Below are 25,934 nucleotides of genomic sequence, written 5' to 3' on the forward strand. Positions count from 1 at the left end.
TGTCCCTCGTCAGTCGATAACGCCGGCGGCGTTGAAGTGTCGGCGGATCCGCTCCACGTAGACCCCGGCCCGGTCGGACGACATGACGCCGAGGTCACGCGGCCGCTCCAGGTCGATGTCCAGGACCTCCGCGATGCGGCCCGGCCGGGGGCTGAGCACGACCACCCGGTCGGAGAGGAACACCGCCTCCGGGATGGAGTGCGTGACCAGCACGATCGTCTGGTTGCTCTCCTGCCAGATGCGCAGCAGCTCCACGTTCATGTACTCGCGGGTCATCGCGTCGAGCGCGCCGAACGGCTCGTCCATCAGCAGTACCGCCGGGTCGTGCACGAGCGCCCGGCAGATGCCGGCGCGCTGCTGCATGCCGCCGCTGAGCTCGTGCGGGTACTTCTGCTCGAAGCCGTTGAGACCGACCATCTCGAGCAACTGCTGCGCGCGTTCCCGGTGCCGGCGGGGATCCAGTCGCTGGATCTCCGCCGGCACCATCACGTTGTCGAAGATGGTGCGCCACGGCAGCAGCGTCGGTGCCTGGAACACCATCCCGACCTCGGGAAGGGGCTTCGTCACGTCCCGCCCGGCGATCCGTACCGCGCCGCCGGACTTCGGGCTGAGCCCGGCGAGGATCTTCAGCAAAGTGGTCTTGCCGCACCCGGACGGTCCCACGACCGAGATGAACTCGCCGCGACGTACCGTCAGGTTGATGTCGCTCAGCGCCTGGGTCGGTGCCGACTTCCGGGGCCGGTACTCCTTGTCCAGCCCGTCGATCTCGATCCAGGAGTCTTCCGACACCGATGCCGGAGCCTGCGTCTGCGCCCGGCGGGCCGTCGCCTTGATGGCCATCGAAATCCCTTCCGCTGTCCGCTGCCTAGGCGGTGTAGTTCGCGGCCTTGCTCAGCACCGCGGCCTTGTCGAAGTCGTTCGCGCCGGAGAGCAGGCTCGGGTCCCACAGCTTCTTGAGGTCGACCTCGCCGGTGATCTGCCCGGCCTCCTTGGTGTACGCCTGGGTCTTCGCCCACTCGTCGTCGCTGATCGCGCCCCAGTCACCGAACTGCTCCGGGTCGCCGCTGGCCGGGGTGGCCGTCTTCAGCCAGGCGGTCAGGCTCTCGGTGTCCGCCTTGAGGCGCTCGTCGGCGGACTTGCCGGCGAGGATCTGCGGGAAGACCTTGTAGCCGATCTTCATGGCGGCCTCGGGGTTCTTCGCCGAGAAGAGCATCGCCTTGTACGCCGCGCGCAGGAACCGCTCGTACGAGTCCTTCTTGGCGTCGAAGTCACGGGCGCCGACGCTGAAGGTCAGCGACCGGATGCCGCTGAACACGTCCGGGTTGGTCAGGTACTTCAGCTCGGTGCCGGCGTTCTCGATGACCGCGTACGCCTGGGTGTAGAGCGCCAGCATGTCGACCTTGCCGTCCTTGAGCGCGGCGGCGGCCTGCGCGCCGACGCCCACCGGCAGCAGCTCGACGTCCTTGGCCGGGTCCAGGCCGGCGGCCTTGACGTAGGCGCGGGCGTAAGGGGCCGAGCCGGAGGCCAGGCTGATCACGCCGATCTTCTTGCCGCGCAGGTCGGCGCCGCCGGTGATCGGGGAGTCCGGCTTCACAGCCATCACCCACGGCCAGTTCTGCACCAGGCCGCCGATCGCCTTGATCGGCACGTTCTTCTCCACCGCGCCGAGCGCCGAGCCGGCGTCGGCGGGGGTGATGTCGCCGCTGCCGGACGCGACCGCCTGGAGGGCGGCGACCGAGCCGTCGGCGTTGATCGTCTCGACGGTCAGCTTCTCCTCGGCGAAGTAGCCGAGTTCCTTGGCGACCGCGTAGACGGCCACCTCCTCCTTCGGGCCGATCACGGCGGAGGCGATGGCCATGGTCAGCTTCGCCTCCTTGCCCTCGCCGCCGGCGCCGTCGTCGTCGGAGCCGCCGCCGCACGCGGACAGGACCAGCGCGGCGGCCAGCGCCGCCGGGAGCAGAGCCCACTTTCGTTTCATATGCACACACCTCGTCATGAGTCGGGGGAGACCACCTCCGCCGCCGGGGCGGCGGAGGTGGGGGAATCAGCCGTCGCGCTGCCGCGCGACCGTTGTCCGGCAGGCGTCGCGCTGCTGCGCGACCAGTGCCGGTCAGGCGTCGCGCTGCTGCGCGACCAGGGCCAGATCGTTGTAGACGTGCTGCTCGACGATCAGTCCGCCGTCGAGCACGAACACGTCCGCGTAGCGGATGTCCTCGAACGGAGTGCCGTCGAGCCATTCCCCGTACAGCCGCCCGAGCGAGGTCACAGTGACCCGCCCGTCGGCGTCACCCACCAGGTAGCGGTCCCGGTGCTTGCGCACCCACCGGTAGGTTCCGGTCGACGCGGCCGCCATCTCCCGCAGCGACGAGTACTCCCGGCCGCCCGGGAAGACCAACCGGGCCCGCTCCGCGAGAAAGCGGCCTGCTTCGTCGAGCTCGCGGTCCTCGCACAGCTGTAGGTACCTGTCGATCAGGCCGGGCGCGTCCGGTGTGGTCATCAGCCCGTCTTCTCGCTCAGGGCCGCCTCCCACTGGTCCCGCAGCGGGTGCTCCGCGGGGCCGTGCTCGGTGAGGATGCGCATCAGGCGGGCCAGCAGCGCGTCCCGCTCGCGGTCGAGGACCTGCTGCTCCTCCTCGGTGGAGACGAACTCGTCGACGGCGCCCGCGGTGAGCGCGCCGGAGCGGGTCAGCAGCGCCTCGACGACGCGTACCCGCTGGCGGGTCACGTGCAGCTCGGTGGAGAGCTGCAGCACCAGGTCGAGCAGCTTGCCGACCTTGGGGTCTCCGAAGTAGTCGAACTCGGTGCTCATCACGCCTCCGGCTTGGTCGCGGCCAGTACGGCCCAGGGGAAGTGCCACTCGGGACGGTCGCCCCAGCCCTGCGGCTGGACGCCGTTGCGGCGCTCGTCGAACGGGGTCCACGACACGTCGGTCAGACCGGCCTCGGTGCAGACCTCGATCAGGTCCGAGCCGAACAGGTCGTGGAAGAACGGCTCGTTGTTGCGCTCGGCGTGCTCGTAGACGGTGGCGTCGCGCACCGGGTCGCCGGTCAGCATGAACTCCAGGAAGCGCAGCGAGCCGCCCGGCTTGAGCAGGCGCGCCGCCTCCACGATCGTTTCCCGGATCGCGGCGGCCGGCATCTCGTGCAGGACCATCGTGCCGGTGACCACGTCGCAGCTGTCCGACTCGATGCCAGTGGCCCGGCCGTCGGCCTGCCGGTAGTCGATCGTGAGTCCGGTCGCCTCGGCCTCGGCGTGGGCCAGGCGCAGACCGGGCGCGGCCAGGTCCACGCCGATCACCTGCGCGGTCGGGTACTTGGCCGGCAGCGGGCGGGTGCTCTTGCCGAAACCGCACCCGATGTCGACGATCCGGGTCGCCGCGGGCAGTTCGGGCAGCGCGGTCCTGGCGAACAGCGTGTGGAACTTGTAGCCGTCGTTGTCGCGCAGCATGACGATGCGCGCGCCGAACTCGTACACGTAGGCGGACATGTCGTCGGAGAAGAAGCTGCCGGGCTGGATGTGGATGTCGTAGTCGGTGTACCAGTCGGGCAGTTCCAGGTCGGGGTTCAGCTCCAGCGAGCCCTTCGGCTGCTCGGGCAGCGAGGTGAGCTGGTCGGTCAGCTCCTCGCGGCGGCTGAGCACCGCGTCGCCGGCGACCTTCCAGAGCATCTTCTGCTGCACCCGCTCCAGGTGGCTGAACCACGGGTAGAGCGGAAGACCACGCAGCACCTGACCGGCGTCGGCGATCGTCGTGGCCGACGCCCCGGTGGCGCCGTACTCCTCGCGCAGCGCCGGGTAGACGGTGTCCGCCCAGCGCTTGCGCAGGCCGAGGACGAAGTCCACGGCGGAACGCTCATCCAGGGTGAGGCGCTCCTCGATGTCCAGCATGCTTGTCTCCTCTGCAGGTGGGGGAGGTCCGGTCCGCGGTGCACCGCTACCGGGGTGGACGGGTCAGTGGGCGTACCGCACGCGCTGGGCGGACGCGGTGTCGTAGGCGCCGAGGAACGCGCCGGCCATGCGTCCCTCGTAGACGGCCTCGAAGGCGGTGCGGGGGGCGTTCGCGTCGCCGACGACGTGGACGTGGGGGCCGTCGGGCAGCGCGTCGAGCTGCCGGTACAACTCGTCCGCGGCCTGCGCCGAACCGCCGTCGACGACCGTGGTGACGTCCTCGACGATCGTGTCGCCGCCGGCGAGCGGGCCGCCGAGGGCCACCGCCGTGGCGCCCGCGGCGCGGGCGGTCCGCATCGGGTGGACCGCGATCCCCAGGTCCGCGAAGCGCTTGAGCAGCGCCAGCCGCGAGTACGTGGTGATCTTGGCGCTCACCGTGGCGGTGGGGGAGACGAGGTGGACGCGGGCGCCCCGGCGGGCGAGCGCCTCCGCGACCGACGCCGCCGACCAGGTGCCCTCGTCGTCCAGCACGACGACGGCACCGGCCGGCCGGTAGCCGGGGTCGGCCAGGTTGTCGACGGCCTGCCAGATGTCGATCACCGGCGGGCCGCCGGGCAGCTCCCGGCGGGCGGGACGGGAGCCGGTGGCGAGGACGACGTCCTGGTAGCCGCCGGTCAGCACGTCGTCGACGCCGGCGCGGTGGCCGAGCCGGACCGGGATGCCGGCGGCCGCCACGTCGCGGGCCAGGTCACGGGTGAGCAGCCCGAGCCGCTCCCGTCCGGGTACGCGCGCGGCCATCTCCACCTGTCCGCCCAGGTGGTCCCGTGCCTCCACGACGGTCACCCGGTGCCCGGCCCGGTGCGCGGAGAGGGCGGCCTCCAGCCCGGCCGGCCCACCGCCGACGACCAGGACGTTCCGCGCGCCGGACGGCCCGGGCAGCTCCGGCCAGGCGTCGGCCCACTCCCGCTCGGCGCCGACCTCCGGGTTGACCACGCACGAGATCGGCAGGCTGGTCTCCAGCCGGCCGATGCAGCCCTGGTTGCAGGCCAGGCAGGCGCGTACCTCGTGCTGGCGGCCCTGCTCGGCCTTGCGGACCAGGTGCGGGTCGGCGATGTGCGGGCGGGCCAGGCCGACCAGGTCGGCCTCGCCGGCGGCGACGAGTTCGGCCGCCTCCGGCAGGCTGTCCAGCCGGCACACCGCGAGCACCGGCAGGTCCGGGAACTCCTGCTTGAACAGCGCCGCGTGGTGCCGGAACGGGGCGTGGCCGAAGCTCATGTCCGCCATCTGCGTCGCCAGCGACCAGCTGCCGTGGTAGGCGGAGTGGCTGACGTGCACGTAGGCGAGGGGGAACTCGGCGCGCAGCTTGCCGACGATCTCCAGCACCGCGGCCGGGTCGAGGCCGCCGGGCAGGAACTCGTCGGCGCTGACCCGCAGCCCGACGGGCAGTTCGGGGGCGGCGGCCAGCACCGCGGTCAGCACCTCGCGGGTCAGGCGCATCCGGTTGTCGAGGCTGCCGCCGTACGCGTCGTCGCGGGTGTTCGTGTGCGGGGAGAGGAACTGCTGGAGGAGGTGGCCATGGCCGGCGTGCACTTCGAGCCCGTCGAAGCCGGCCTCGCGCATCCGGCGCGCGGCGGCGGCGAACGCGGCGACGACGACGGCGATGTCCCGGCGCCCCATCGCGTGCGGGACGTGCGAGCCGGCCGCCCACGGCACCGGCGACGAGGACCAGGCGGCGGTGCGGGTCGCGTCGCCGTTGGCCTGCCGCCCGGCGTGCATGATCTGGGCGAACATGCGGGCGCCGTGCTCGTGCACGGCCTCGGTCACCGCCGCGTACGCCGGGATCGACGAGTCGTCGAAGCTGCCGAGGCTGATGCTGCGGCCCGCGCTCGTGGGGTGCACACGGATCGCCTCGGTGATGATCAGGCCGGCGCCACCGCGCGCCCGCTCCGCGTGGTAGGCGACGTGGCGGCGGGTGGGCGCGTTGTTCAGTCCGAAGTTAGTGGTGTGGCCGGGGACGAAGACCCGGTTCCGCAATGTGAGACGACCCAGCCGGGTGGGGGAGAGAAGAGCGAGAAGCTTGTCGTCAGGCATGCCTCGGACTTCCTGTTTCGGGCCGCACTCGGCGAGGCCGAGGGCGTTCGGTTGAACCGTACGGCGTTCGATTGAGTGGAACGGTAGGGCCGGGTTCACATGCCGTCAACGGGCTACCGATCAGTAACTTAGCCCGCCGCACCGCCTTTGAGCTGCTGTTCCACCAGGCGGAACGGTGACCGATGATGACCGTCGATGCTGCGGTCGGTCGTTCGGATGCTCCTGATCGGACGGCAGTGCCGGCCGCCGATCCCCGGTCGGCGGCCCGTACCGATCGTTCGGACGGCTGCGCCGGACCGTGTCGGCGGGCGTCCTCCGGGAACGCCGGTGCGTCTCCGGGCGCCGGCTCCGGACGCGCGTCGGCCCGGGTCGTCGACCGGGCGCGCACCCGTGGTGCGGCTGCCGGCGACGACCCGGGCCGACGTTGTTCAGCAGGTGTGGTGACGGCCGGACGCCGTAGCGCCGCGCCGGAGTTCAGGGGCGGACGGTCAGCCGGCGTCCGAGCGCAGGTACGGCGTGAGCAGCTCGCGGGCGAGGCCCCTGGCCGCCGGAAGGTCGAGACCGTTCTCGATCATGCGGCTGAGGGCGTAGACGACCGACTGGACGAGCTCCGCCATCCGGTCCGGGTCGCTCGCCCCGTGCTCGGTGAGGGCGGCGCGCAGCGGCGCCTCGAGGCTGTCGTGCAGCAGCCGGCTGGAGGTCGCCAGCACCTCGCTGTTGCCCACCGACGCCAGTGCCCGGGCCAGCGCGTGGTCGCCCCGGGCAACCAGTTGCAGGTTGGCCTCGACGTACGCCAGGATCCTCGCCCCCGGCGTGCGGGCCTCGGCCATCTGCTTCTCGACGAAGGCCGACCACCGGGGGAAGGTGTCGGCGACCAGCACGTCGAACATGTCGGTGCGGGACTTGAAGTACGAGTACGCGCTGGACCGGGCCAGCCCGGCGTGCCGGGCGACGTCGGCCAGGCTCGGAATCTCTTCCGGGTGCTCGGAGAGCAGGGTGCGGGCGGCGTCGAGCAACGCCGCCCGCTGCGCGGCCCGGTGTTCCGCGACGGTCGAGGCTTGGATCTTCGGCACACCGACCTCCCCGTGTCTCCCGCCGCCCGTGTCCGGTCCGCGTCGCTCCCTGCTCGTCGATCAGCTGCTCGTGGCGAGCTTGCCGTCGATCATCTCGTAGATGGTGTCACAGTATTGCAGCACGTCGTGATCGTGAGTGACCATCACGACGGCCACCGAACGCTCCCGCGCCTCCTGGGCGAGCAGCTGGACGATGTCGTGGCTGCGGGCCCGGTCCAGCGCCGCTGTCGGCTCGTCCACCAGCAGCACCGAGGGCTCGGTCATCAGCGCCCGGGCGATGCCGACGCGCTGGCGCTCGCCGCCGGAGAGCTGGTGCGGCCGGCGGTCGGCCTTCCCGGCCAGGCCGACGTGCGCGAGCATCTGCAGCGGGTCGCGTCCGGACCGGTCCCGGCGTCCGCCCAGCCGCAGTGGCAGGCGCAGCTGGTCGGCGGCGGTCAGCGCGGGCAGCAGGTTGCCCGACTGGAACACGAACCCCACGTGCCGGCGGCGCAGTTCGGTGCGCGCCCGGCGGCTGGACACGGTCATGTCGTGCCCGGCCACTGTGACGGTGCCCTCGTCGGGGCGGGCCAGCCCGCCGGCGACGGCGAGCAGACTGGACTTGCCCGCGCCGGAGGGCCCCACGATCGCGGCCAGCTCGCCCGGCGCGACGGTCAGGTCGACGTCGTCGAGCGCGTGCACGGTCTCCGCGCCGTCGCCGTGCCGCAGGTGCACGCCGCGCATGACCAGGCCGAGGTCGGCCGGGGTGGTGCCCGGAGCCGACGGGGACGGTGTGGTCCGGCTGCTCATCGGTTGCCTCCCAGGGCGGTAGCCGGGTCGATGGAGGTGAGGCGGACGACGGCGGCTGCCGCGCCGACCAGGCCGAGCACGAGCAGTCCGGCCGCGGCGGCGGCGATGCTCTGCGGGTGCAGCGCGAACGGGACGTTGCCGCCGGAGATCAGCGCGCCGAGGCCGAGGCCGATACCCATGCCGACGGCGATGGCGAGGGCCAGCAGGATCAGTGCCTGGGTGAGGGCGTCGCGCAGCATCCAGCGGGTCGAGGCGCCCAGTGCCCGCAGCACGGCGACCTCCTGCCGGCGCTGGATCGCCCAGACCGCGAAGAACGCGCCGGCCACGAGCGCCGAGATCGCGTAGAGGAAGCCCTGGATCAGCTGGAGCGTGGTGGTCTCCGCGGTGTAGCCCGGCGAGGCGCCGTAGGACTCGTCGAGCGTCAGGCTCTCCGTGCCCGCGGCCTTGTCGCCCGCGGCCAGGTCCACCGAGTCGCCGTCGGCCGCACGGACCGCGACGGCGGTGATCTCCTGGGTCGCCTGCGCCGGCACCTGCGCGCCGGCCGGGGTGCCGGACTTGACCGCCTGCCACGTCGCCAGCGGCACGTACGCCACATCGACGTGGCCGAAGGTGTCCTGCTGCTCGGTGACGCCGACGACGCGCAGCCGCGTGCCCAGCCGGTCCACCGTCACGGTGTCACCGACGCGCAGGCCCGCGTCGATGGCGGTGGGACTCACCACGATCCCGTCCGCCGGGCCGAGCCGGTCGCCCTCGCTGACGGCGGGCGACAGGAACGAGTCGGTCTCGACGCCGAACAGCGCCAGGTCGACCTCGGTGCCCCCGTCGGTGCGCCCGTTGATCAGCGTGTTGCCGAACGGGGTCGCCTCCGCCACGCCCGGCTGGTCGCGCCAGGTGTCCACCGCCGAGGCGTCCACCACGCTGCGCGAGAACGCCGAGTCGTGCTGCACGCCGTGGGCGAAGGCGAACGAGGTGACCGGCAGGTTCTGCAGGCCGGAGACGCCGTCGCGGACCAGCCCGACGGACAGGCCGGACAGCATCACCATCAGCACCGAGATCAGCGCGATCACGGCCCCCATCAGGGCGAATCGCAGCCGCGCGAACCCCAGCTCGCGAATGGCCAGGAACATCAGCCGCCACCTCTCAAACTTGTCGACACCATGTCGCCATGTTAACAACGCGGTGTCGGCAAAAAGGTGGCGGCGGCTGTCTACCCGACCACAATCCGTGACGGCCGGCCGGCACGGCCGGCCGCACCCGTTGTCAGGCGGCGACCGGGCCGGCGGTGGCGCGGCGCGCGCGCCGCCCGAGAGCGGTCACCGCGACGACGATGATCGGGGCGAGCGTGAGGTGGCACACCGCCAGCGTGATCGTGCTGGTGGTGTCCAGGTCGGCGGGCAGTGTCATGGTGGCGATGGTGAGCACCGCGAGCGCCGGGCCGATGGTCAGCGCGGCCCGGACCACCCAGGCGAACCGGGAGGCCAGCAGGGCGACGGCGGTGAGCCCGAGCGCCAGCGGCAGCGCGCTGAAGCCCGCGACGGTCACCGCGTCGACCTCCACCCGCCGGCCGTCGGCGGTGAACAGGAAGCTGCCGCCGGCGGCGCGGCCGATGGCGTACACGACCAGGTTGACGACCACCGCGACGGCGGTGGCGAGCGCGACGACGGCGGTGCGGGACAGGTCAGCCACGGGAGGTCTCCTCTGCGTGCTCTCGGATCAGGTAGGCCTCGATGCGGGCGAACGCCCCGGCCCAGACCTCGCCGACGAAGAAGTCGCGCAGCTGCGGGGTCGGGAAGCCGCTCTGCACCACAGTCATCAGCGTGCCGCCGTCCCTCGCCTCGAAGGTGACCTCGATGCGCGTGGTCAGGGTCGCGCCGTCCGGGCCGGCGCCGGTCGACTCGGTGACCAGCCGGTGCGGGCGGTCGATCTCCAGGAACGTCTGCGTCTCACGGAACAGCATGTCGGGGGAGGGGCCCCAGACGGCGGTCTGTCTCCCGCCGACCCGCAGGTCGACGTCGATCTCCACGATGCCGGGCTCCTCGTCGAGGATGCCGAACCAGATCTTCTGTTTGCCCGCGTCGGTGTAGGCGTCGAACGCCTCGTCAGGGGTGCCCGGAAGGTGTCGTGTCACTCGCATGTGGAGTGTCATGGTCGCGGTCCTTCGTGGTGAGTGTGAGGTAGGCGTCGATGCCGTCGAGGCGACGTGCCCAGAGCCGTCGGTAGAAGGCGATCCAGGCCATGGCCTGGTCCAGCGGCGCCTCGCTGAGCCGGCACTGCCGGGACCGGCCGACCTTGCGCGTCACCACGAGGCCCGCGTCCTCCAGCGCGCGCACGTGCTTGCGCACGCCGGTGAGACTCATCCCGGTGGGCTCGGTCAGCTCGCTGATGGTGGCCGGCCCCGCGCCGAGCCGGATCAGGATGTCGCGTCGCGTCGGATCGGCCAGGCCGGCGAACACCCGGTCGAGCGTCTCTTGCTGAACCACGAGGTTCACCGTACGACACTGAACCGTTCGGTTCAACGTTTTGCCGCGGTGGGCGTGGCGTACGCGCGAAACGGCCCCGCGACCTCTCGGGTCGCGGGGCCGTCCCCGGCGCCGTGGGAAGAAACGCCGGAGTGCGGGGTGCCGGTCAGGCGATCGTGCAGGGTGAGCCGTTGAGGCTGAACGAGCCGGGCCGGGCGGTGTTACCCGTGTGCGTGGCCTGGAAGCCGATGGTGGTCGAGCCGCGGGCCGGGATTACCGCGTTGTACGCGACGTTGCGCGCGGTCACCTGACCCGAGGCGGGGGAGTAGGACGCGTTCCAACCCGAGGTGATGGTCTGGCCGCCGGGCAGCGTGAACGCCAGCGACCAGCCGTTCACCGCGGCGGTGCCGGTGTTGGTGACGGTGATGTTCTCGGTCAGCCCGTTGTTCCAGGCGTTCAGCTCGATGCTCACCGAGCAGGCGCCGGTGCCGGGCGGCGGGGTGGTCGGGCCCGGCGGGGGTGTGGTCGGACCGGGCGGCGGCGTGGTCGGGCCCGGCGGGGGCGTGGTCGGACCGGGCGGCGGCGTGGTCGGACCGGGAGTGCTGGTCAGGCCGAAGAACGCCACCGCGGCCGCGGCCATGCCCGCCGACGGCAGGCTGTGCCCGGCGCCCTGGATGCTGTACGCCTCGACCTGGACCGTGCCGTTGGCGTCGGCGTAGCGCCGCCGGTTCCAGCCGGACTGCGGCGTGTCGGTGGACGTGGGGTTCTGGCTGAGGCCGAACACGTTCGTCCACTGCTCGATCGTCTCCTGGAGCAGCGAGTACGGCACCAGCGTGTCGTTGGTGCCGTGCCACAACTGCACCCGGGGACGGGGCCCGGTGTAGCCGGGGTACGCCTGGCGGACCGCGTCACCCCACTGCTGCGGGGTGCGGTTCATGTTCCCGCCGGTGCACTGGCTGGACCCGGGCGGATAGTCGGCGGCGCCGGCGAAGCAGTTGAACGGCACGCCCATGAACGCTGCGCCGGCCTTGAAGACGTCCGGGTAGAGCGCCAGCATGTGGTTGGTCATCATGCCGCCGGACGAGCTGCCGGTGGCGTAGACCCGGTCCGGGTCGGCGCCGTACTGCTGCTGGACGTAGCGGACCATCGAGATGAGCGACACCGGGTCGCTGCCGCCGCCGCGCCGCTTGGCCGCGTCGGACCAGGTGTCGAAGCAGTTGCCGAAACCGGCCTGCTGGGTCGCGCTGGGATAGATCACGATGAACCCGTACCGGTCGGCCAGCCCGGCGAACTCGCTGCCGGAGTAGAAGCCGGGGCCGGAACCGCCGCAGCCGTGCATGGCCACCACAGTGGCCGGCCGGGCCGGGCGGGCGTCCGGAACGTAGACGTGCATCCGCATCCGGCCCGGGTTGTCGCCGAAGCTGGTCACCTCGGTCAGCGACGCCGCGTACGCGGGTTGGACGGTGGGGATCACCAGGCCGGCCGCCGCCAGCGACGCGGCCAGGGCCACCACCATCTTGGCTCTGATTCTCACGGAGACTCCTTCGATCGCCCTGTGTGGGCGGGGACGGGCGGGTGCGCGCCGCGCCGGCGACCCGGGCCGCCGCGGTGTCGCGCCTCACCCACTGACGTGGCTCGCCCGGCCCGGCTCCGTCGTATGGCACATAGTGTTCCGGCCGGACGCCGAAGTGTCAATCGATGTGCTCCGATGAGCTGCGGCGGCGTTCGTCTACAGTCGGTGCACCGTCCCTGAGCCGAGCCCGGAGCGCGTGTGGCAAGCCCGTTCGACATCGAGGAGATCTACCCGGACGAGGGGCCGGCGCCGCGGCTGCCCCGGCGGCAGGCCGGCACCTCTCCGCAGAGCGTCGCGGTGACGCTCCTGACCGACTACACGCTGCGTACCCGCGCCGCGCTGCCGTCCGCGGCGATCGTCGCGCTGCTCGGCGAGGCCGGCGTGACCAGTGCGGGCGCCCGTACCGCGATCAGCCGGCTGGCCCGCCGCGGTGTGCTGGAGGGCGCCCGGCAGGGCCGCAACAGCTTCTACCGGCTCAGTCGCGCCGCCGCCGCCGACCTGTCCGCCGGCGGGAACTGGATCACCGCCTCCACCGCCGAGACGCAGGCGTGGGACGGGTGCTGGACCATCGTCGCCTTCTCACTGCCGCAGGACCATGGCACCCAGCGCCGGGCGCTGCGCGGCCAGTTGCGCTGGCTCGGCTTCGCGCCGCTCTACGACGGGCTGTGGATCTCGCCGTACGAGCTGGCCGGGCCCGCGCGGGCCCGGCTCGCCCAGCTCGCCCTCGGCGCGGTCACGGTGTTCCGGGGACGGCAGGACGCGCTGGGTGCGATCGGCCAGCGCGCCCCCGTGGACGCCTGGGACGTCGATGCGATCAGTGGACACTACGAGGCGTTCCTGCGCCGGTGGACGCCGCTGGTGTCGCGGCTCGGATCCGTCGACGGCGCCGCCGCCGTGCGGGCGCGGACCGAGGTGATGGACACGTACCGGCGGTTCCCCACGCTCGACCCGCGGCTGCCGCTGGAACTGCTGCCCGCCGGATGGCCGCGCCGGGCGGCCCGGGACCTGTTCGCGGCCGTCTACGACGGCCTGGCCGAGGCCGCCGAGACCCACGTCCGGGCGGTCGTCGCGCGGTTCGCCGACCCGGTGCCGCCCGGCATCCGGGCGCACACCACCGCCGACATGCTCGCCGGCGTACGCGAGGAGGGGCCCTGCGCGTGACCATCTCCCTCGACGAGCTGCTCGGTGACGAGGTGCGGCGCGACCCGTACCCGTTCTACGCCCGGCTGCACGAGGCGGGGGAGGCGGTCGCGCTGCGGCCGGCCGACCCGCACGCGCTCGTCGTGCACGGGTACGACGCGGTCAACCGGGTGCTGCGCGACCCGGTCTTCCGGGTGCTCGGCGCCGACTACCTGGACCGGGCCGGTGTGCGCTGGCGCGAACACCAGGTGATCCGGATCCTCCAGTCGTCGATGCTCAACGCCGCCGAGGGCGACCACCTCCGGGTCCGGCACCTGTTCTCCCAGGCGCTCACCCCGCGCCGGGTCGCCGCGCTGGAACCGGCCATCGGGCGCATCGCCGACGGCCTGCTCGACGGGCTCGCCGCCGACGGCGCGGACGGCCGTCCGGTCGACTTCATGGCCCGCTTCGCGCTCCGGCTGCCCAGCGACGTCATCGGCGAGCTGCTCGGCGTGCCGGAGGCGGACCGGGAGTGGTTCCCGTCCCGGGTCCGCGCGTTCGACGCGGTGCTGGAGATCGGCCGCCGGTCCATGCGCGAGGTCCGGGCCGCCAACGTCGCGGCGGCGGAGCTGACCGCGTACTTCACCGACCTGGTCGCCGCGCGCCGGGAGCGGCCGCGCGACGACTTCGTCTCGGCGCTGCTGCGCGGCCTGGACGCCGAGCCCGGCCGGCTGACCGCCGACGAGCTGCTGGCCAACCTGATCATCATGTACAACGCCGGGTTCCGGACCACCGCGAACCTGCTCGGCAACGGCCTGGTGCTGCTCACCGAGCGGCCGGACGCGCGAGACGCGCTGCGCGCCGATCCGTCGCTCGCGGCGTCGTACGTCGAGGAGATCCTGCGGTACGAGCCGCCGGTGCACTTCGCGGTCCGGTACGCCGCCGCGGACACCGAGGTCGCCGGCCTGCCGGTGGCGGCCGGCCGGACGGTGGTGGTGCTGACCGGCGCCGCGAACCGGGATCCGCGCCGCTTTCCCGACCCGGACCGGTTCGACCCGTCCCGCACCGACAACCGGCACCTGGCGTTCAGCGCCGGGCCGCACTACTGCTTCGGGGCGACGCTGGCCCGGGCCGAGGGGCGGCTGGTCCTGCCCCGCCTGCTGGGCCGCTTCCCGGCGCTGGCCGCCGAGCCCGGGCCGCGCCGCGCGCTGATGCTGCGCGGGTACGACCGATTGCCGGTCCGGCTGGCCGACCGGGCACCTTGCCAAACCAACCCGATCGAGTAAGGTCGATACTACGCGGAGTGTCCGCTCCGCGCCTCACAGGTTCCGTCGAGCAGGTCGAGCGCGCCGCCAGGACACCGTGGAAGGGAAACACCGGACATGACCGACGAGATCCGCGCGTTCCTCCTCGCCGCACTCACCGAGATGAAGTACGACGTCTCGGACGTCGACGACGACACGGTCTTCGGTCCCGCCGGGCTCGACGTGGACTCCCTCGGCCTGGCCGAGCTGGCGGTGCGCGTGGAGGACCGGTTCGGAGTCGCCTTCGACGACGACGAGGCGGAGGAACTCGCGATGATGACCGTCGGCGAGTTCAGCCGGGCGGTGGCGGCGCGCATCGCACCGGCCTCGGCGCACTGACCGATGCCGGGGCACGGCACCCGGCCGCGCCGCGTCCCGGCGGCCCGCCCGGCACACCGGGGCCGGTGAGCATGCGCGAACCGGTCACCGTCACAGGGATCGGGCTGGTCAGCCCGGTCGGCTCCACCGCCGCCGAGGTGTTCGACGCGGTCTGCGACGGCCGGTCCGGGCTCTCCCGCCCGCCCGCCGACCATCCGCTGCACGGCGTGGTCGACGTCGCCGCGTTCGCCCCCGCGATCGACCCGGCGAGCGTGCTGCCCGGCCCGGAGTCCCGCGTCGTGGACCGGTCGATCGTGATGGTGCTGCGCGCCGCCGAGGACGCGCTCGCCGACGCCGGACTGCGGATCGGCCAGGACGTCGACAGGTACCGGGTGGCGGTCATCGTCTCCGGCGTCGGCGGCCTGTCCATGCTGGAGGAACAGGTGCTCGGCCGCGCCGCGCGGGGCCGGTTCGGGGTCAGCCCGTACATGCTGCCCGGGACGCTGCCGAACATGGGCGCGGCCCGCATCGCGATCAAGTTCGGCGTCCACGGCTACACCTCGTCCATCGGCACGGCGTGCGCGGCCGGGGCGCAGTCGATCGGTGAGGCGCTGCGCATCCTGCGCGCCGGGGAGGCGGACGTGGTGCTCGCCGGATGCGCCGAGGCGCCGCTGTTCCCGACCTTCGCGTACGCGTTCGGCAACGCCCGGGCGCTCGCCCGCGGCTGGGCCGACCCGGTTGTCGCGAGCCGCCCGTTCGACCGCCGCCGCAACGGCCTCGTCCTCGGCGAGGGCGCCGGGGTGTTCGTGCTGGAACGCGCCGCACACGCCGTCGCGCGCGGCGCCCACCGCCACGCCGACGTGCTCGGCTGGGGCGCCACGAACGACGCCCACCACCCGACCACGCCGCGCCCCGACGGCGCCGGCGCGGCCGCGTGCATGCGGATGGCCGTCCGCGACGCCGGGCTGGTGCCGGGCGACATCGGGTACGTCAACGCGCACGGCACCAGCACCCGGGCCGGGGACGCCGCCGAGCTGGCCGCGCTCGCCGAGGTCTACGGCGCCGGCCCGCCACCGCTGAGTTCGACAAAGGGCGTGACCGGGCACATGCTCGGCGTCTCCGGCGTGATCGAGGCGGCCGTCGCGGTCGAGGCGCTGCGTCGCGGCCTGCTGCCACCCACGCACAACCTGGACGACCCGGAGCGGGCGGGCGAGGTCGACCACATCCGCGAGAAGGCGCGGGCGTCGGCCGTGGACGCGGTGCTGTCCAACTCGTTCGGCTTCGGCGGCCACAACGTCAGCCTCGTCCTGGCGCGGCCCGCCTGACCGGCCGGCTCGCTTGACCGGCCGGCTCGCTTGACCGGCCGGCTCGCTTGACCGGCCGGCTCGCTTGACCGGCCGGCCCGTCTGACCGGCCGGCTGGGCCTCAGCGGAGCGTGATCACCGTGGCGGCGTCGTACGCGGCGACGGCGACGGCGAAGTGCGGGCGCAGCATGTCGGCCACGTAGTCGAGGTCGGCGACCAGCGGCACCGGCAGCAGGGCGCGCTGGTCCGGGCCGGTACGGGTCGCGACCAGCTCGATCCGGTCGGCCTTGAGCAGCCCACGGGTGAGGAACGCGGGCAGGTCCTCGGGCAGCAGGCACCGCCACATGTCGACGTTGACGATCACGTCCAGCGCGCCGGCCTTGAACTGCTGGAGCACGGTGCCGAGCAGGTGCGAGTTCGTCTCGCCGACCGGCGCGTCGTGGTCGAACGTGTGCGACCCGGCGCCCAGGGCCAGCGCGGACACGCCGTTGCCCACGACCAGCGCGGCGCTCACCGCCAGCTCGTCGCGCAGCGACGCGGGCAGCACGTCCGGCCGGCCCAGCCCACCGGCCCGGTACGCCTCGATCGCCTGGCCGTAGAGCCGGATCCGGCCCAGGTGCCGGCCGAACGTGTTGAGCCCGTACAGCACCTCGACGTCGTAGCGCAGGTGCTTGCGCAGCAGGTACTTCATGTTGTCCATCGAGGCGAGCCCGTTGGACGTCTTGCGGAAGTGCGGCAGGTGGTAGGAGAGCGCGTCGACGTCCAGCCGGAACAGCTCCGGCGGTGCGCCGTGCAGGTGGAACACCCGGTAGAAGAAGTCGAGGTCCTCGAAGCCCCACTTGACCATCGCCTCGTCGAAGCCGCCGACCCGCCGGAACGACTCGTGGTCCACCGACGCGTTGTGGGTCAGGCCCAGCACCCAGGGCGCGCTCGGGAAGTCGTCCATCCTCTGAGGGAGGGCGATGTCCTCCAGCCGCGGGTCGCCGCGCTCGGCGTCGAGCATCGCCGGGGCGACCGGCTCGCCTCGGCGCAGCGCGTCCGCGCCGGCCCAGTCCAGGTCGTACCGCTGGCCGAGCAGTACCCCCGGCCGGCCGGCCCGTCCGGCGTGGAAGTCCCGGTGCCGTTGCAGCAGCCCAGGATGCGCCACCGTGTCGGCGTCCAGGAACATCAGCGTGTCCGCGCGGGCGCGGGCCGCCGCCGCGTTGCGGTTGGCGCTGCGGCCCCGGTTCCGCTCGCTGCGGACGTAGTCGATCCGCAGCCGGTCCCGGTACGCGTCCACCACCGGGCCCAGCGCCACGGCCGAGCCGTCGTCGCCGACGACCACCTCGAAGTCCCCGGGCGGCAGCGTCTGCCGGGTCAGCGAGCGCAGCGTCGCGTCGAGCGCCGATCCGTTCTCGTGCGCGGGCACCACGACGCTCAGGCTCGGCCGGTCCATGGTCGGCCTGCTCAGCGCGGGGTGGAGTTGGCGGTGATGTAGTCGGCCAGGTCGCCGAGCGTGGCCATCCGGTCCTCGTCCAGCTCCTCGACGTCGATCTGGATCTCCAGCTCGTCCTCCAGCGCCAGCAGCAACTCCAGGCCGAGGGAGGAGCTGAGGCCGAGCTCGTCCATCAACTGGGTCTGCTCGGTGACCGGCGCGTCCGGCCGGAGCATCCGGGTCAGCAACACGGTCAGGCGGTCCACGACCTGGTCACGGGGCGGCGCGGCGGCCGGCGCGTCGTGCTCTAGCACCGGGCGTCCCGCGAGTCGATCATGCGCGTCGGCATGGAGCCATCAGAGCAGGGGACATCGGCGGGTGTCAACGGGTACGGCAATCGTCACTCGTCGTGACCGAGGTCGGTGCGGCAGTCGACGTCGTACGGCCGGTCCCCGGCGAGCGCGACCGCCACCGCGTACCCGGCTGGCGTGGGCAGGTCGGTGAGCCGGTGCGGTCCCGCCGGCTCGACGCACTCGACCACGTCGCCCCGGTGCACCGGCATCCCGAGGTTGGGCCACAGCCGGCCCCCGGCCGCCTTGACGGCCGCCTCCTTGCGGGCCCACAGCCGGGTGAACCGCAGCGCCCGGCCGGCCTGGTCCGGCCCGGCGGCGACGTGCCGTGCCTCCCGCGGGTCGAAGAAGCGCGCGGACGCGGACACCGGATCCCCGCCCGGCGCGACGTGCTGGATGTCCACCCCGACCGGACGGCCCTCGCCGAGCGCGACCGCGACGAGATCGCCGGAGTACGACAGGCTCGTGTGCAGGCCGCTCCACGGTGCGGTCAGCGCCGGTTTGCCGTACCGGCCGCGGCGCCAGGTCAGCGCCGCCGGTGGCGCGCCGGTGGCCCGCCCGGCGAGGACGCGCAGGGCGCCGTGCGCCACCGTGAACCGGTCCCGCAGCACCCCGGTGCCGAACCGCGCGGCCCGGTCCCGCTCGTCCGCGTCGAGCACCGCCCGGTACCGGGCCAGCTCGCCCGCCGGCACCGCTGCCGCAAGGATCCAGACCCGGACGGCGTCCCGCATGGACAGCAGCGTAACCGTGCGCGCTCACGTTGACACACGCCGATACGCGTTGCTCTGATGAACGGGTGTTCGCGCAGACGGTCCAGGCCCAGGTTCCCGTGGCGTTCGCCGGGCCGGGCGCCGGCACCGCGCCCCTGACCTGGGGGCAGAAGGCCATCATGCAGGACATGCGGGAGACCGGCTGGACGCACAACGTCAGCGGCGCCCACCCGGTACCGGCGGGTGTCACGGTCGAGCAGGTGGCGGACGAGTTCGCCGCGCTGATGACCCGGCACCCGGCGTTGCGGATGCGGCTCGGCGCCGTCGACGGGAGCAGCCCGTGCCAGGTCGTGTCCGCCGCCGGCGAGACGGTCCTGGACGTGGTGGACGTACCCGACGACGCGGACCCGGCCGACGTGGCGGCGTTCGCCTACGACCTGGGCCACGCCCGTCTGCTGAGCCACTACGACCTCTACCGGGACTGGTCGGTGAAGATGGCGGTGATCCGGCACCGCGGCGCCCTGGTGCACCGGGTGCTGACCATCGACCACCTCGTGGTGGACGGCACCGCCACGTCCCTGATCCTGGCCGACCTCGGCCTGGCCGGCCGGCCGGACCGCCGGGTCGCCGACCCCCGTACCGTGCAGATCCTCGACCTGGGCCGGCGGGAGGAGACACCGCCGCTGCGCCGGGTCAGCGACCGGGCCGTGCGTCACTGGGCCGGACACCTGCGGGACGTCCCGCCCCTGACGTTCGGTGAGCCGGCCGCCGGTGGGCGCCGGGGCCACCGGTACTGGCACGGCCGGTTCAGCTCGCCCGCGGCGTACCTGGCGGTGCGGGCCATCGCGGCGCGGACCCGGACGGACACCTCGCGCGTGCTGCTCGCGGTCATCGCAGTCGCGATCGGGCGGGCCACCGGGGTCAGCCCGCTCACCGCGAAGCTCATCGTCGGCAACCGGTTCCGGCCGGGTTTCGCCGAGGCCATCGCCCCGCTCAGCCAGAACGGCGTGCTGAGCGTCGACACCGCGGACACCACTGTGGACGAGGTGGTGGCACGCGCCCGCCGGGCCGCGGTCTCCGCCGGCAAGTACGCCTACTACGACCCGGCCCAGCTCGCCGAGGTATCGGACCGGCTGGACGCGGAACGCGGGTACCCGGCCCGGATCACCTGCCGGATCAACGACCGGCGGGTGACCACCCGGCAGGCGGCCGACGGAGGGCTCCACGACGACCCGGTGACCGCCGAGCGGATCCGCCGCCGGGCGGACGAGACGTTCCTGGTCTGGGACGGCCCGCTGGACCACCTGCCCGAGCAGATGTTCATCACCGTCGAGGACCAGCCGGAGACGGTCCACCTTCAGGTGATCTTCGACTTCGGCTGCTTCACCGAGGAGCAGGCGGAGCGGCTGCTGCGCGGCGTGGAGGAGGTGGCGGTGGAGGCGGCCCTCGACCCCGCCGCGCCGACCCGGGTCACGCCCGGATCGGCGGGCGGCTGACGGTCACCGGTCCCAGGTCACCGGCAGCGACTCCAGGCTGCGCACCACCAGGCCCGGCCGGAACCGCAGCTCCGACTCGTCGACCGCGAGCCGCAGCCCGGGTAGCCGCCGCAGCAGCGCACCCAGCGCCTCCTGCAACTCCATCCGGGCCAGCGCCGCGCCCAGGCAGTGGTGCGGGCCGGCGCCGAACGCCAGATGCGGGTTGTGGACGCGGCTCAGGTCGAGCGTGTCCGCACCGGGGAACACGGTGGCGTCCCGGTTGGCCGACGCGATCGCCGGCAGCACCGCGGCGCCGGCCGGCAGTCGTACGCCGCCCAGCTCCACCTCCTCGGTCGTGACCCGGGGCAGCAGCACCCCGTTGTCGCCGAGCTGGATGAAGCGGGACAGCTCCTCGACCGCCCGGGCGACCGCCACCGGATCGTCGCCGCGCAGCGCGGCGAGCTGCTCGGGATGGCGGGCCAGCACGAGCAGGAACAGGTTGAGCTGGTTGGTGGTGGTCTCGTGCCCGCCTACGAAGATCCCGGCGGTGACCGAGACCAGCTCCCGTTCGGTCAGGTCGTCGTGTTCGTCCCAGACCGCGATGAGCGCGCTCATCAGGTCGTCGCCGGGCTCGTGGCGCCGCTGGTCGATCAGCTCGCGGAACGCCTCCAGCGCGGCCCGGGGAGCCTCCGGGTCGGCGTCCCAGTCGCCGACGAGCGCGTCCGACCACTGGCGTACCCGCTCCCGCTCCCGGTCCGGGATACCGAACAGCGTGCTGATCACAGAGATCGGCAGAGGGCCGGAGACATGCGTGATCACGTCGGCCGGCGGACCCGCCGCCTCCAGGTCGTCGATCATCCGGTCGACGAGCGCCGACACCCTCGGGCGCAGCTCCTCCACCCGGCGGACGGTGAACGCGTGCGAGACGGCCCGGCGCATCGTGGTGTGCCGCGGCGGGTCCATCCCGATCAGCGAGTCCTCCGCGAGCGAGCCGAGTTCCCGGGTCGGGCGGTTGGGGCCGGCCGCGGCGGCCCGGCTGAACCGCTGGTCGGTGAAGACCCGGCGCACGTCGGCGTGCCGGGTGGCCAGGTACGCGCACGCCCCGTCGGGCAGCTCGACCCGGGCCACCGGGCACGTCTCGCGCATCCGGGTGTAGTCCGGCGACGGGTGGTAGATCGTCGGAGCCGGCGCGAGCGGGTAGGTGATGGCCGGTGGCTCCTGCGTCATCTGCGACTCCTCAGATCGGGCCGCCCCGGGCCAGGGCGGCAAGCGTCGGCACCAGTTCGGCGGGGGCGGGCATGGCGTGGACCCGGTCACGCATCAGGGCCGCGGCCCGCCGCCGGGGCCCGTCGCCGGCCAGTTCGCCGACGAGGTCCCGCACCGCGGCGGCGGTGGCCCGCTCTCCCGTCAGCGAGGCGCCGGCGCCGGTGGCGGCCAGCCGCTCGCCGTTGAAGTGCTGGTCGCTGACCTGCGGCAGGACGAGCTGCGGCACGCCGTACGCGAGCGCGGTCATGGTGGTGCCGGCCCCGCCCTGCTGCACCAGCGCGGCGCAGGTCGGCAGCACCAGCCGTACCGCCAGTGGCCCGTCGACCAGGCGGACCCGGGCCGGCAGCGGCCCCAGCCCCTCGTGCTGGCGCGGTTCGACCACCACGACGACCTCCACGTCGAGCCCGGCCACCGCCCGGATCACCCCGCCCAGGTCGAGCCGGTCGTGCAGTCCGGCGCCGGCCATCATGGTGCCCGCCGTGACGCACACCCGGGGCCGGTCCGCCGGGCGGCGCAGCCAGTCCGGCACCACGGCCGGACCGTTGTACGGCACGAACCGCACCGGACGGCCGGGACGCCGCATCGGCACCTGCATGGGCGGCGGCACCGGATCGAGCGTCAGGACGCCGTCCAGCGGCACGTCGGCGGCGGAGAGTCCGAACCGGGCGGCCAGCGGCCCGACCACCGAGTCCGGGTCCAGGCGCAGCGTGGTCGAGGAGTCCGGCCCCCACAGGTTCAGCACGCCCGGCACGCCCAGCGCGGCGGCGGCCACCGGCGCGGCGAGGTTGAACGGCTCCCAGAGAACCAGGTCCGGCCGCCAGGTCCGGCCGAAGGCGACCAGGTCGTCGAGGACGGCGTCGGCGAACCGGACCACCCCGCCGTCGGCGGTGATCGCCGGCTCGACGGCGCCGGCCGGCGCGGAACCACCGAGCGGGGCCACCGCGCCGATCCGGCCGGCGAACGCCTCGGCGAAGTCGACGTCCTCGCCCAGGGGTACGGCGGCCAGCCCGGCCGCGCTGATCGTGGCGGCCATCGACGGGTGACTGGCCACCCGCACCTCGTGGCCGGCAGCCTGCAACGCCCAGCCGAGCGGGACCAGGCTGTAGAAATGCGACCGCCAGCCCCACGTCGACATCAGAATTCGCAGCGGCGCAGTCAAATCCCACCAATCCGCGCGGCGAAACGGCAGCCCTGGAGAACCGATGCTAGGTGATCGGCACCGGTACGCGGAAGGTCGCGGACGCATGCGGCGGATATTGACGCCGGACTAACCGATGCTGGACTCTTAGCCGATGTCGGACGTGGACCGCGATCAGCCGGCCGGTGGCGCCGTGACAGTCAATTCCGGGCTGCGTTCCTATCCGTTCGAACCGTTCACCGGCGACCTTCCCGCCGAGCTGCTGGAGATGGTCGTCACCGAGCCGGTCAGCCGGGTCCGGTTGCCCGACGGGCGGGCCGCCTGGCTCGTGCTCGGCTACGAGCACTGCTGCACCGTACTGGCCGACCCCCGCTTCTCCCGGCTCCCGCTGGGCGCGACCACCACACCGGACGGCGGCGGTCCCCGCGAGCTGAACATGGACGGTCCGGCGCACGCGGTGGTGCGGCGGGTGGCGGGTCGCGCGTTCACCGCCCGGCGTATCGGGACGTTCCGCCCCCGGGTGCAGCGGCTGGTGGACGAACTGGTCGACGCCATGCTCGCCGGTCCCCGCCCGGCCGACGTGGTGGCCGGACTGGTGGCGCCGCTGCCGGTGCTCGTGGTCTGCGACGTGCTCGGCGTTCCGGCCGCCGACCGGCCCCGGTTCTACGGCTGGATCGAGGGGCTGAACTCGGTCACCGCGTACGGCTCGGCGGCCGCCGCCACCGCGCAGGCGGAGCTGCGGGACTACCTGGCCGGGCAGCTGGCGCGCAAGCGGGACGAGCCCGGCGACGACCTGCTCTCGGCCTGGGTCCGCGGCGGCGACGCGCACGAACTGGCCGACGCCGAACTGGTCGAGCTGGCCATGGGCGTGCTGCTCGGCGGGCTGGAGATCAACTCCACGAGCGCGGGCCTGCTCGCGCTGTTCCGGCACCCGGCGCAGCTGGCGAAGCTGCGCGCCGCGCCGGGCAAGCTCTCCGCGGCCACCGACGAGATCCTGCGCTACACGTCGGTGAGCGCCATGTTCCGGGTGCAGGTGGTCCGCGAGGACCTGGTCCTCGGCGGCGTCGGGATGCGGGCCGGCGACTGCGTGATGGCGATCCCGTGGGCCGGCAACCGCGACCCCCGGTTCTTCCCCGAGCCGAACGTCTTCGACATCGACCGCCGGCCCGGCGTGCCGCACCTGACCTTCGGGTTCGGGCCGCACTTCTGCCTCGGCACGGCGCTGGGCCGGATGCAGGTGGAGTTGTCGCTCGGCGCGCTGCTGACCCGGATGCCGGGGCTGACGCCGGCGGTGCCGCCGGCGGAGATCCCGTGGCGGCACGACCGGATGAACGGCGGCATCGCCTCCTTCCCGGTCACCTGGTGACCGGCGGTCAGTAGCTCTCCACCGCGTTCACCCGGTCCGGCCAGTACCGCTGGCCGGGCGCCGGGACGTAGTGCTCCCACCGGGGCGCGTCCCCGGCCGGGTGGTCGCCGAGCACGGTGATCCGCTGCCCGCGCCGCAGGCCGTCGTAGTCGTTGACGGCGTAGTGCTGGGTGACCCGGTTGTCCCACACCGCGACGTCCCCGGTCCGCCAGCGGTAGCGGCAGGTGAACTGGGGACTCTCGGAGAAGGTGAACAGGTGCTCCAGCAGCGCGTCGCTCTCGTTGCGGGTCAGCTGCGGGATGTGCGAGGTGAACAGCCGGTTGACGTACAGCGAGCGGCGCCCGGTCTCCGGGTGCACCCGGACCACCGGGTGTTCTGCGCGGCTGGTGAACTCGGTGCCGATCCGGATGACGTGGATGGCGGTCAGTCCGTCGAGCAGGTCCCGCATCGGCGCGGAGAGCGTCTCGTAGACCCGGCACTGATTGGTCCACATGGTGTCGCCGCCGACCTCGGGCAGCTGGATCAGGTGCAGGATCGAGGCGATCGGCGGGCTCTGGTGGAACGTCATGTCGGTGTGCCAGACGTCGACCTTGCCGCCGTCGGCGGAGTCGATCACGACGATCTCCGGGTGCCCCTCCAGGCGGGGCAGGTACGGGTGCAGCTCCACCTCGCCGAAGCGGCGGCCGAACGCGACGTGCGCCTGCGGCGTCAGCCCGGTCTGGCCGGCGAGGAAGACCACCTGGTGCTTCAGCAGCAGGTCGTGGATCAGCGCGAAGCCCTCGTCGGTGAGCGTGTTCAGGTCGATGCCGTGGACCTCGGCGCCCAGCGCGCCGGAGACGAGCCGGACCTCGGCCGCGATGGATGTGGTCATCGGTGATCCCTCCGGTCTGCGCGCCACGGCTGGTCCGCGCATTGTTCCACGTTCATGAATGTCCTAACCAGCCGTTGTCGTTGACTCACCCGCCGTAGGCCTGGAAGCATTCGCACCGGCGGGGGCGGCGCTGCCGGCCCGCGACGCGGGAGGAGGCGCCGGTGTCGATCGATGCCCCGATCGAGGGTGACGCGGGGGAGCGGCTCGACCGGCTCACCGACCTGGCCACCCCGTTCGCGGTGCGTACGGCGGTGACGCTGCGCGTGCCGGACCGGATCGCCGCGGGCGTCACCGGCCTGGGCGAGCTGGCCGACGCCTGCGGCGCGGACGTCTCCGCGCTGGGCCGCCTGCTGCGCTACCTCGTGCACCGGGGCGTGTTCGTCGAGGTGTCGCCGGACGTGTTCGGCCTGACCGATGTCGGCGAGCTGCTCTGCGACCGCGCCGGCGGTGGCCACGGCGCCTACCTGGACCTCGCCGGTCTCGGCGCGCGGATGGACCTGGCCTGGACGGGCCTGCCCCATGCGATCCGCACCGGCGGGCCCGGCTACCGGGAGGTGCACGGGCGCGACTTCTGGGCCGACCTCGACGCCAACCCGGACCACCGGGCCTACTTCGACGCGCTGATGCTCAGCCAGCAGCGGTTCACCGCGCCGGAGGTCGCGGCGCTCTACCCCTGGCACGAGGTGGGGCGCGTGGTCGACGTGGCCGGGGGCGCGGGCGGGCTGCTGCGGGAGGTGCTGGGCGCCCATCGGCACCTGCGGGGCACGCTCGTCGACCGCGACGAGCCGGTGGCCACCGCCGCCGCGACGTTCGCCGGGTGCGGCCTCGCCGACCGGGCCGAGGTCGTGGTCGGGGACTTCTTCGGCCCGCTGCCGCCCGGTGCCGACGTGTACGTGGTCTCCCGCGCGCTCACCGACTGGAGCGACGCCCACGCCACCGCGATCCTGCGGCGCTGTGCCGAGGCGGCCGGGAGCACGGGCCGGGTGCTCGTCATCGAGGTGCTGCCGACGGTGCCGCACGTGCCGTACCTGTCGCCGTACGACCTGCGGATGCTGGTGCTCGTCGGCGGCCGCGAGCGCGGGCTGCCCGAGTTCGCCGCGCTGGCCGCCGCGGCGGGGCTGGCACCCCGGCGCACCTACCACGGCACCGACGGGCTGACACTCATGGAGTTCGCCGCCGGCGGCTGAGCGGGCCGGGCGGGTCGCACCTGTCCGATGCCGCCCCGTGCGCCCGAACATTGACGTATATGCATCGACATGGCGGCCGTGGGTCAAACGGCGGATTTCTCTGGGCATCGGTCAATGTGCTGAAGAATGCTGTCACGACATTTGCGGCCACCCATATCCACGCGCATTTATCAATGGTTGTTCACGGGAGGACCGAGCGGTAACGTCTCGCGTGGCGACTAGCCGATCCCTGGCGAAAGGGTCGAC

The 25,934-nt window shown here is 73.3% G+C and carries 26 protein-coding genes; 7 read left to right on the plus strand and 19 right to left on the minus strand.

Annotated features, from left to right (window positions below; genetic code table 11):
- Positions 1-9: 9 nt before the first annotated feature.
- The 13 genes from F8279_RS01135 to F8279_RS01195 all read right to left on the minus strand — a co-directional run bounded on the left by F8279_RS01135 (position 10) and on the right by F8279_RS01195 (position 11,827).
- On the minus strand, positions 10-840 hold the full coding sequence (locus tag F8279_RS01135) for an ABC transporter ATP-binding protein (RefSeq protein WP_175438667.1): 831 nt from the start codon (positions 838-840) through the stop codon (positions 10-12).
- A gap of 25 nt (positions 841-865) precedes the next feature.
- Positions 866-1,978 (minus strand): ABC transporter substrate-binding protein, encoded by a 1,113-nt coding sequence (locus F8279_RS01140; protein ID WP_151498823.1) that lies wholly within the window; start codon positions 1,976-1,978, stop codon positions 866-868.
- A gap of 132 nt (positions 1,979-2,110) precedes the next feature.
- A complete protein-coding gene (locus F8279_RS01145) occupies positions 2,111-2,497 on the minus strand; it encodes a nuclear transport factor 2 family protein (protein ID WP_091417010.1) in 387 nt (128 codons plus the stop codon).
- Complete coding sequence (locus F8279_RS01150; RefSeq protein WP_091417013.1) at positions 2,497-2,808, minus strand: hypothetical protein; 312 nt, start codon at positions 2,806-2,808, stop codon at positions 2,497-2,499. Before F8279_RS01150 ends, F8279_RS01145 begins: the two co-directional genes overlap by 1 nt.
- Positions 2,808-3,884 (minus strand): class I SAM-dependent methyltransferase, encoded by a 1,077-nt coding sequence (locus F8279_RS01155; protein WP_151498824.1) that lies wholly within the window; start codon positions 3,882-3,884, stop codon positions 2,808-2,810. The genes F8279_RS01150 and F8279_RS01155 overlap by 1 nt, the downstream gene beginning before the upstream one ends.
- A gap of 63 nt (positions 3,885-3,947) precedes the next feature.
- Positions 3,948-5,975, minus strand: a complete 2,028-nt coding sequence (locus F8279_RS01160) for an FAD-dependent oxidoreductase (protein WP_151498825.1) — start codon at positions 5,973-5,975, stop codon at positions 3,948-3,950.
- 488 nt (positions 5,976-6,463) lie between these two features.
- Positions 6,464-7,048, minus strand: coding sequence for a TetR/AcrR family transcriptional regulator (locus F8279_RS01165; protein ID WP_091417020.1), 585 nt, complete (start codon positions 7,046-7,048; stop codon positions 6,464-6,466).
- 60 nt (positions 7,049-7,108) lie between these two features.
- Positions 7,109-7,834 carry an ABC transporter ATP-binding protein gene (locus tag F8279_RS01170; RefSeq protein WP_091417023.1) on the minus strand — a complete coding sequence of 242 codons (726 nt, stop codon included), beginning with the start codon at positions 7,832-7,834 and terminating at the stop codon, positions 7,109-7,111.
- Positions 7,831-8,961, minus strand: coding sequence for an ABC transporter permease (locus F8279_RS01175; protein ID WP_151498826.1), 1,131 nt, complete (start codon positions 8,959-8,961; stop codon positions 7,831-7,833). Before F8279_RS01175 ends, F8279_RS01170 begins: the two co-directional genes overlap by 4 nt.
- A 133-nt stretch (positions 8,962-9,094) precedes the next feature.
- The gene (locus F8279_RS01180; protein ID WP_091417028.1) at positions 9,095-9,520 is read right to left on the minus strand and encodes a DUF6069 family protein; all 426 of its coding nucleotides are present in this window, start codon (positions 9,518-9,520) and stop codon (positions 9,095-9,097) included.
- A complete protein-coding gene (locus F8279_RS01185; protein ID WP_151498827.1) occupies positions 9,513-9,980 on the minus strand; it encodes an SRPBCC domain-containing protein in 468 nt (155 codons plus the stop codon). Before F8279_RS01185 ends, F8279_RS01180 begins: the two co-directional genes overlap by 8 nt.
- Complete coding sequence (locus F8279_RS01190; RefSeq protein ID WP_151498828.1) at positions 9,934-10,314, minus strand: helix-turn-helix transcriptional regulator; 381 nt, start codon at positions 10,312-10,314, stop codon at positions 9,934-9,936. Before F8279_RS01190 ends, F8279_RS01185 begins: the two co-directional genes overlap by 47 nt.
- 145 nt (positions 10,315-10,459) lie before the next feature.
- The gene (locus tag F8279_RS01195; RefSeq protein WP_091417034.1) at positions 10,460-11,827 is read right to left on the minus strand and encodes a PHB depolymerase family esterase; all 1,368 of its coding nucleotides are present in this window, start codon (positions 11,825-11,827) and stop codon (positions 10,460-10,462) included.
- A gap of 237 nt (positions 11,828-12,064) precedes the next feature.
- On the opposite strand from F8279_RS01195, the gene F8279_RS01200 reads away from it, so the two are divergent.
- The 4 genes from F8279_RS01200 (at position 12,065) to F8279_RS01215 (ending at position 15,932) form a co-directional block, all read left to right on the plus strand.
- Entirely contained in the window at positions 12,065-13,027 is a 963-nt protein-coding gene (locus F8279_RS01200) for a PaaX family transcriptional regulator C-terminal domain-containing protein (protein ID WP_091417037.1), read from the plus strand.
- Positions 13,024-14,271: a cytochrome P450 gene (locus F8279_RS01205; protein WP_225853068.1), complete on the plus strand. Its 1,248-nt coding sequence runs from the start codon at positions 13,024-13,026 to the stop codon at positions 14,269-14,271. The genes F8279_RS01200 and F8279_RS01205 overlap by 4 nt, the downstream gene beginning before the upstream one ends.
- A gap of 96 nt (positions 14,272-14,367) precedes the next feature.
- Positions 14,368-14,628, plus strand: coding sequence for an acyl carrier protein (locus F8279_RS01210; RefSeq protein ID WP_091417045.1), 261 nt, complete (start codon positions 14,368-14,370; stop codon positions 14,626-14,628).
- Positions 14,629-14,699: 71 nt separating this feature from the next.
- Entirely contained in the window at positions 14,700-15,932 is a 1,233-nt protein-coding gene (locus F8279_RS01215; protein WP_208576304.1) for a beta-ketoacyl synthase, read from the plus strand.
- 100 nt (positions 15,933-16,032) lie between these two features.
- Here F8279_RS01215 and F8279_RS01220 read toward each other — a convergent pair whose 3' ends face one another.
- From F8279_RS01220 to F8279_RS01230, 3 genes are all read right to left on the minus strand, one after another.
- Positions 16,033-17,346: a glycosyltransferase family 2 protein gene (locus F8279_RS01220; protein ID WP_151498829.1), complete on the minus strand. Its 1,314-nt coding sequence runs from the start codon at positions 17,344-17,346 to the stop codon at positions 16,033-16,035.
- Between the two features lie 11 nt (positions 17,347-17,357).
- Complete coding sequence (locus tag F8279_RS01225; RefSeq protein ID WP_091417054.1) at positions 17,358-17,639, minus strand: phosphopantetheine-binding protein; 282 nt, start codon at positions 17,637-17,639, stop codon at positions 17,358-17,360.
- A gap of 86 nt (positions 17,640-17,725) precedes the next feature.
- Positions 17,726-18,406, minus strand: a complete 681-nt coding sequence (locus F8279_RS01230) for a 4'-phosphopantetheinyl transferase superfamily protein (protein ID WP_151498830.1) — start codon at positions 18,404-18,406, stop codon at positions 17,726-17,728.
- Between the two features lie 65 nt (positions 18,407-18,471).
- Here F8279_RS01230 and F8279_RS01235 point away from each other — a divergent pair, with 65 nt between their 5' ends.
- Positions 18,472-19,881 (plus strand): condensation domain-containing protein, encoded by a 1,410-nt coding sequence (locus tag F8279_RS01235; RefSeq protein WP_151498831.1) that lies wholly within the window; start codon positions 18,472-18,474, stop codon positions 19,879-19,881.
- A 3-nt stretch (positions 19,882-19,884) separates the two neighbouring features.
- Here F8279_RS01235 and F8279_RS01240 read toward each other — a convergent pair whose 3' ends face one another.
- Both F8279_RS01240 and F8279_RS01245 read right to left on the minus strand, forming a co-directional pair.
- Positions 19,885-21,087 (minus strand): cytochrome P450, encoded by a 1,203-nt coding sequence (locus F8279_RS01240; protein ID WP_091417064.1) that lies wholly within the window; start codon positions 21,085-21,087, stop codon positions 19,885-19,887.
- A gap of 10 nt (positions 21,088-21,097) precedes the next feature.
- On the minus strand, positions 21,098-22,261 hold the full coding sequence (locus F8279_RS01245) for a nucleotide disphospho-sugar-binding domain-containing protein (protein WP_091417069.1): 1,164 nt from the start codon (positions 22,259-22,261) through the stop codon (positions 21,098-21,100).
- A gap of 157 nt (positions 22,262-22,418) precedes the next feature.
- Here F8279_RS01245 and F8279_RS01250 point away from each other — a divergent pair, with 157 nt between their 5' ends.
- Positions 22,419-23,630 (plus strand): cytochrome P450, encoded by a 1,212-nt coding sequence (locus F8279_RS01250; protein ID WP_091417071.1) that lies wholly within the window; start codon positions 22,419-22,421, stop codon positions 23,628-23,630.
- Between the two features lie 7 nt (positions 23,631-23,637).
- On the opposite strand, the gene F8279_RS01255 is transcribed toward F8279_RS01250, so the two are convergent.
- Entirely contained in the window at positions 23,638-24,501 is an 864-nt protein-coding gene (locus F8279_RS01255) for a TauD/TfdA family dioxygenase (RefSeq protein WP_151498832.1), read from the minus strand.
- Positions 24,502-24,662: 161 nt separating this feature from the next.
- Here F8279_RS01255 and F8279_RS01260 point away from each other — a divergent pair, with 161 nt between their 5' ends.
- Positions 24,663-25,688, plus strand: coding sequence for a methyltransferase (locus tag F8279_RS01260; RefSeq protein WP_151498833.1), 1,026 nt, complete (start codon positions 24,663-24,665; stop codon positions 25,686-25,688).
- Positions 25,689-25,934: the final 246 nt, after the last annotated feature.

Source organism: Micromonospora sp. AMSO1212t (assembly GCF_008868145.1).
Taxonomy (GTDB): domain Bacteria; phylum Actinomycetota; class Actinomycetes; order Mycobacteriales; family Micromonosporaceae; genus Micromonospora; species Micromonospora tulbaghiae.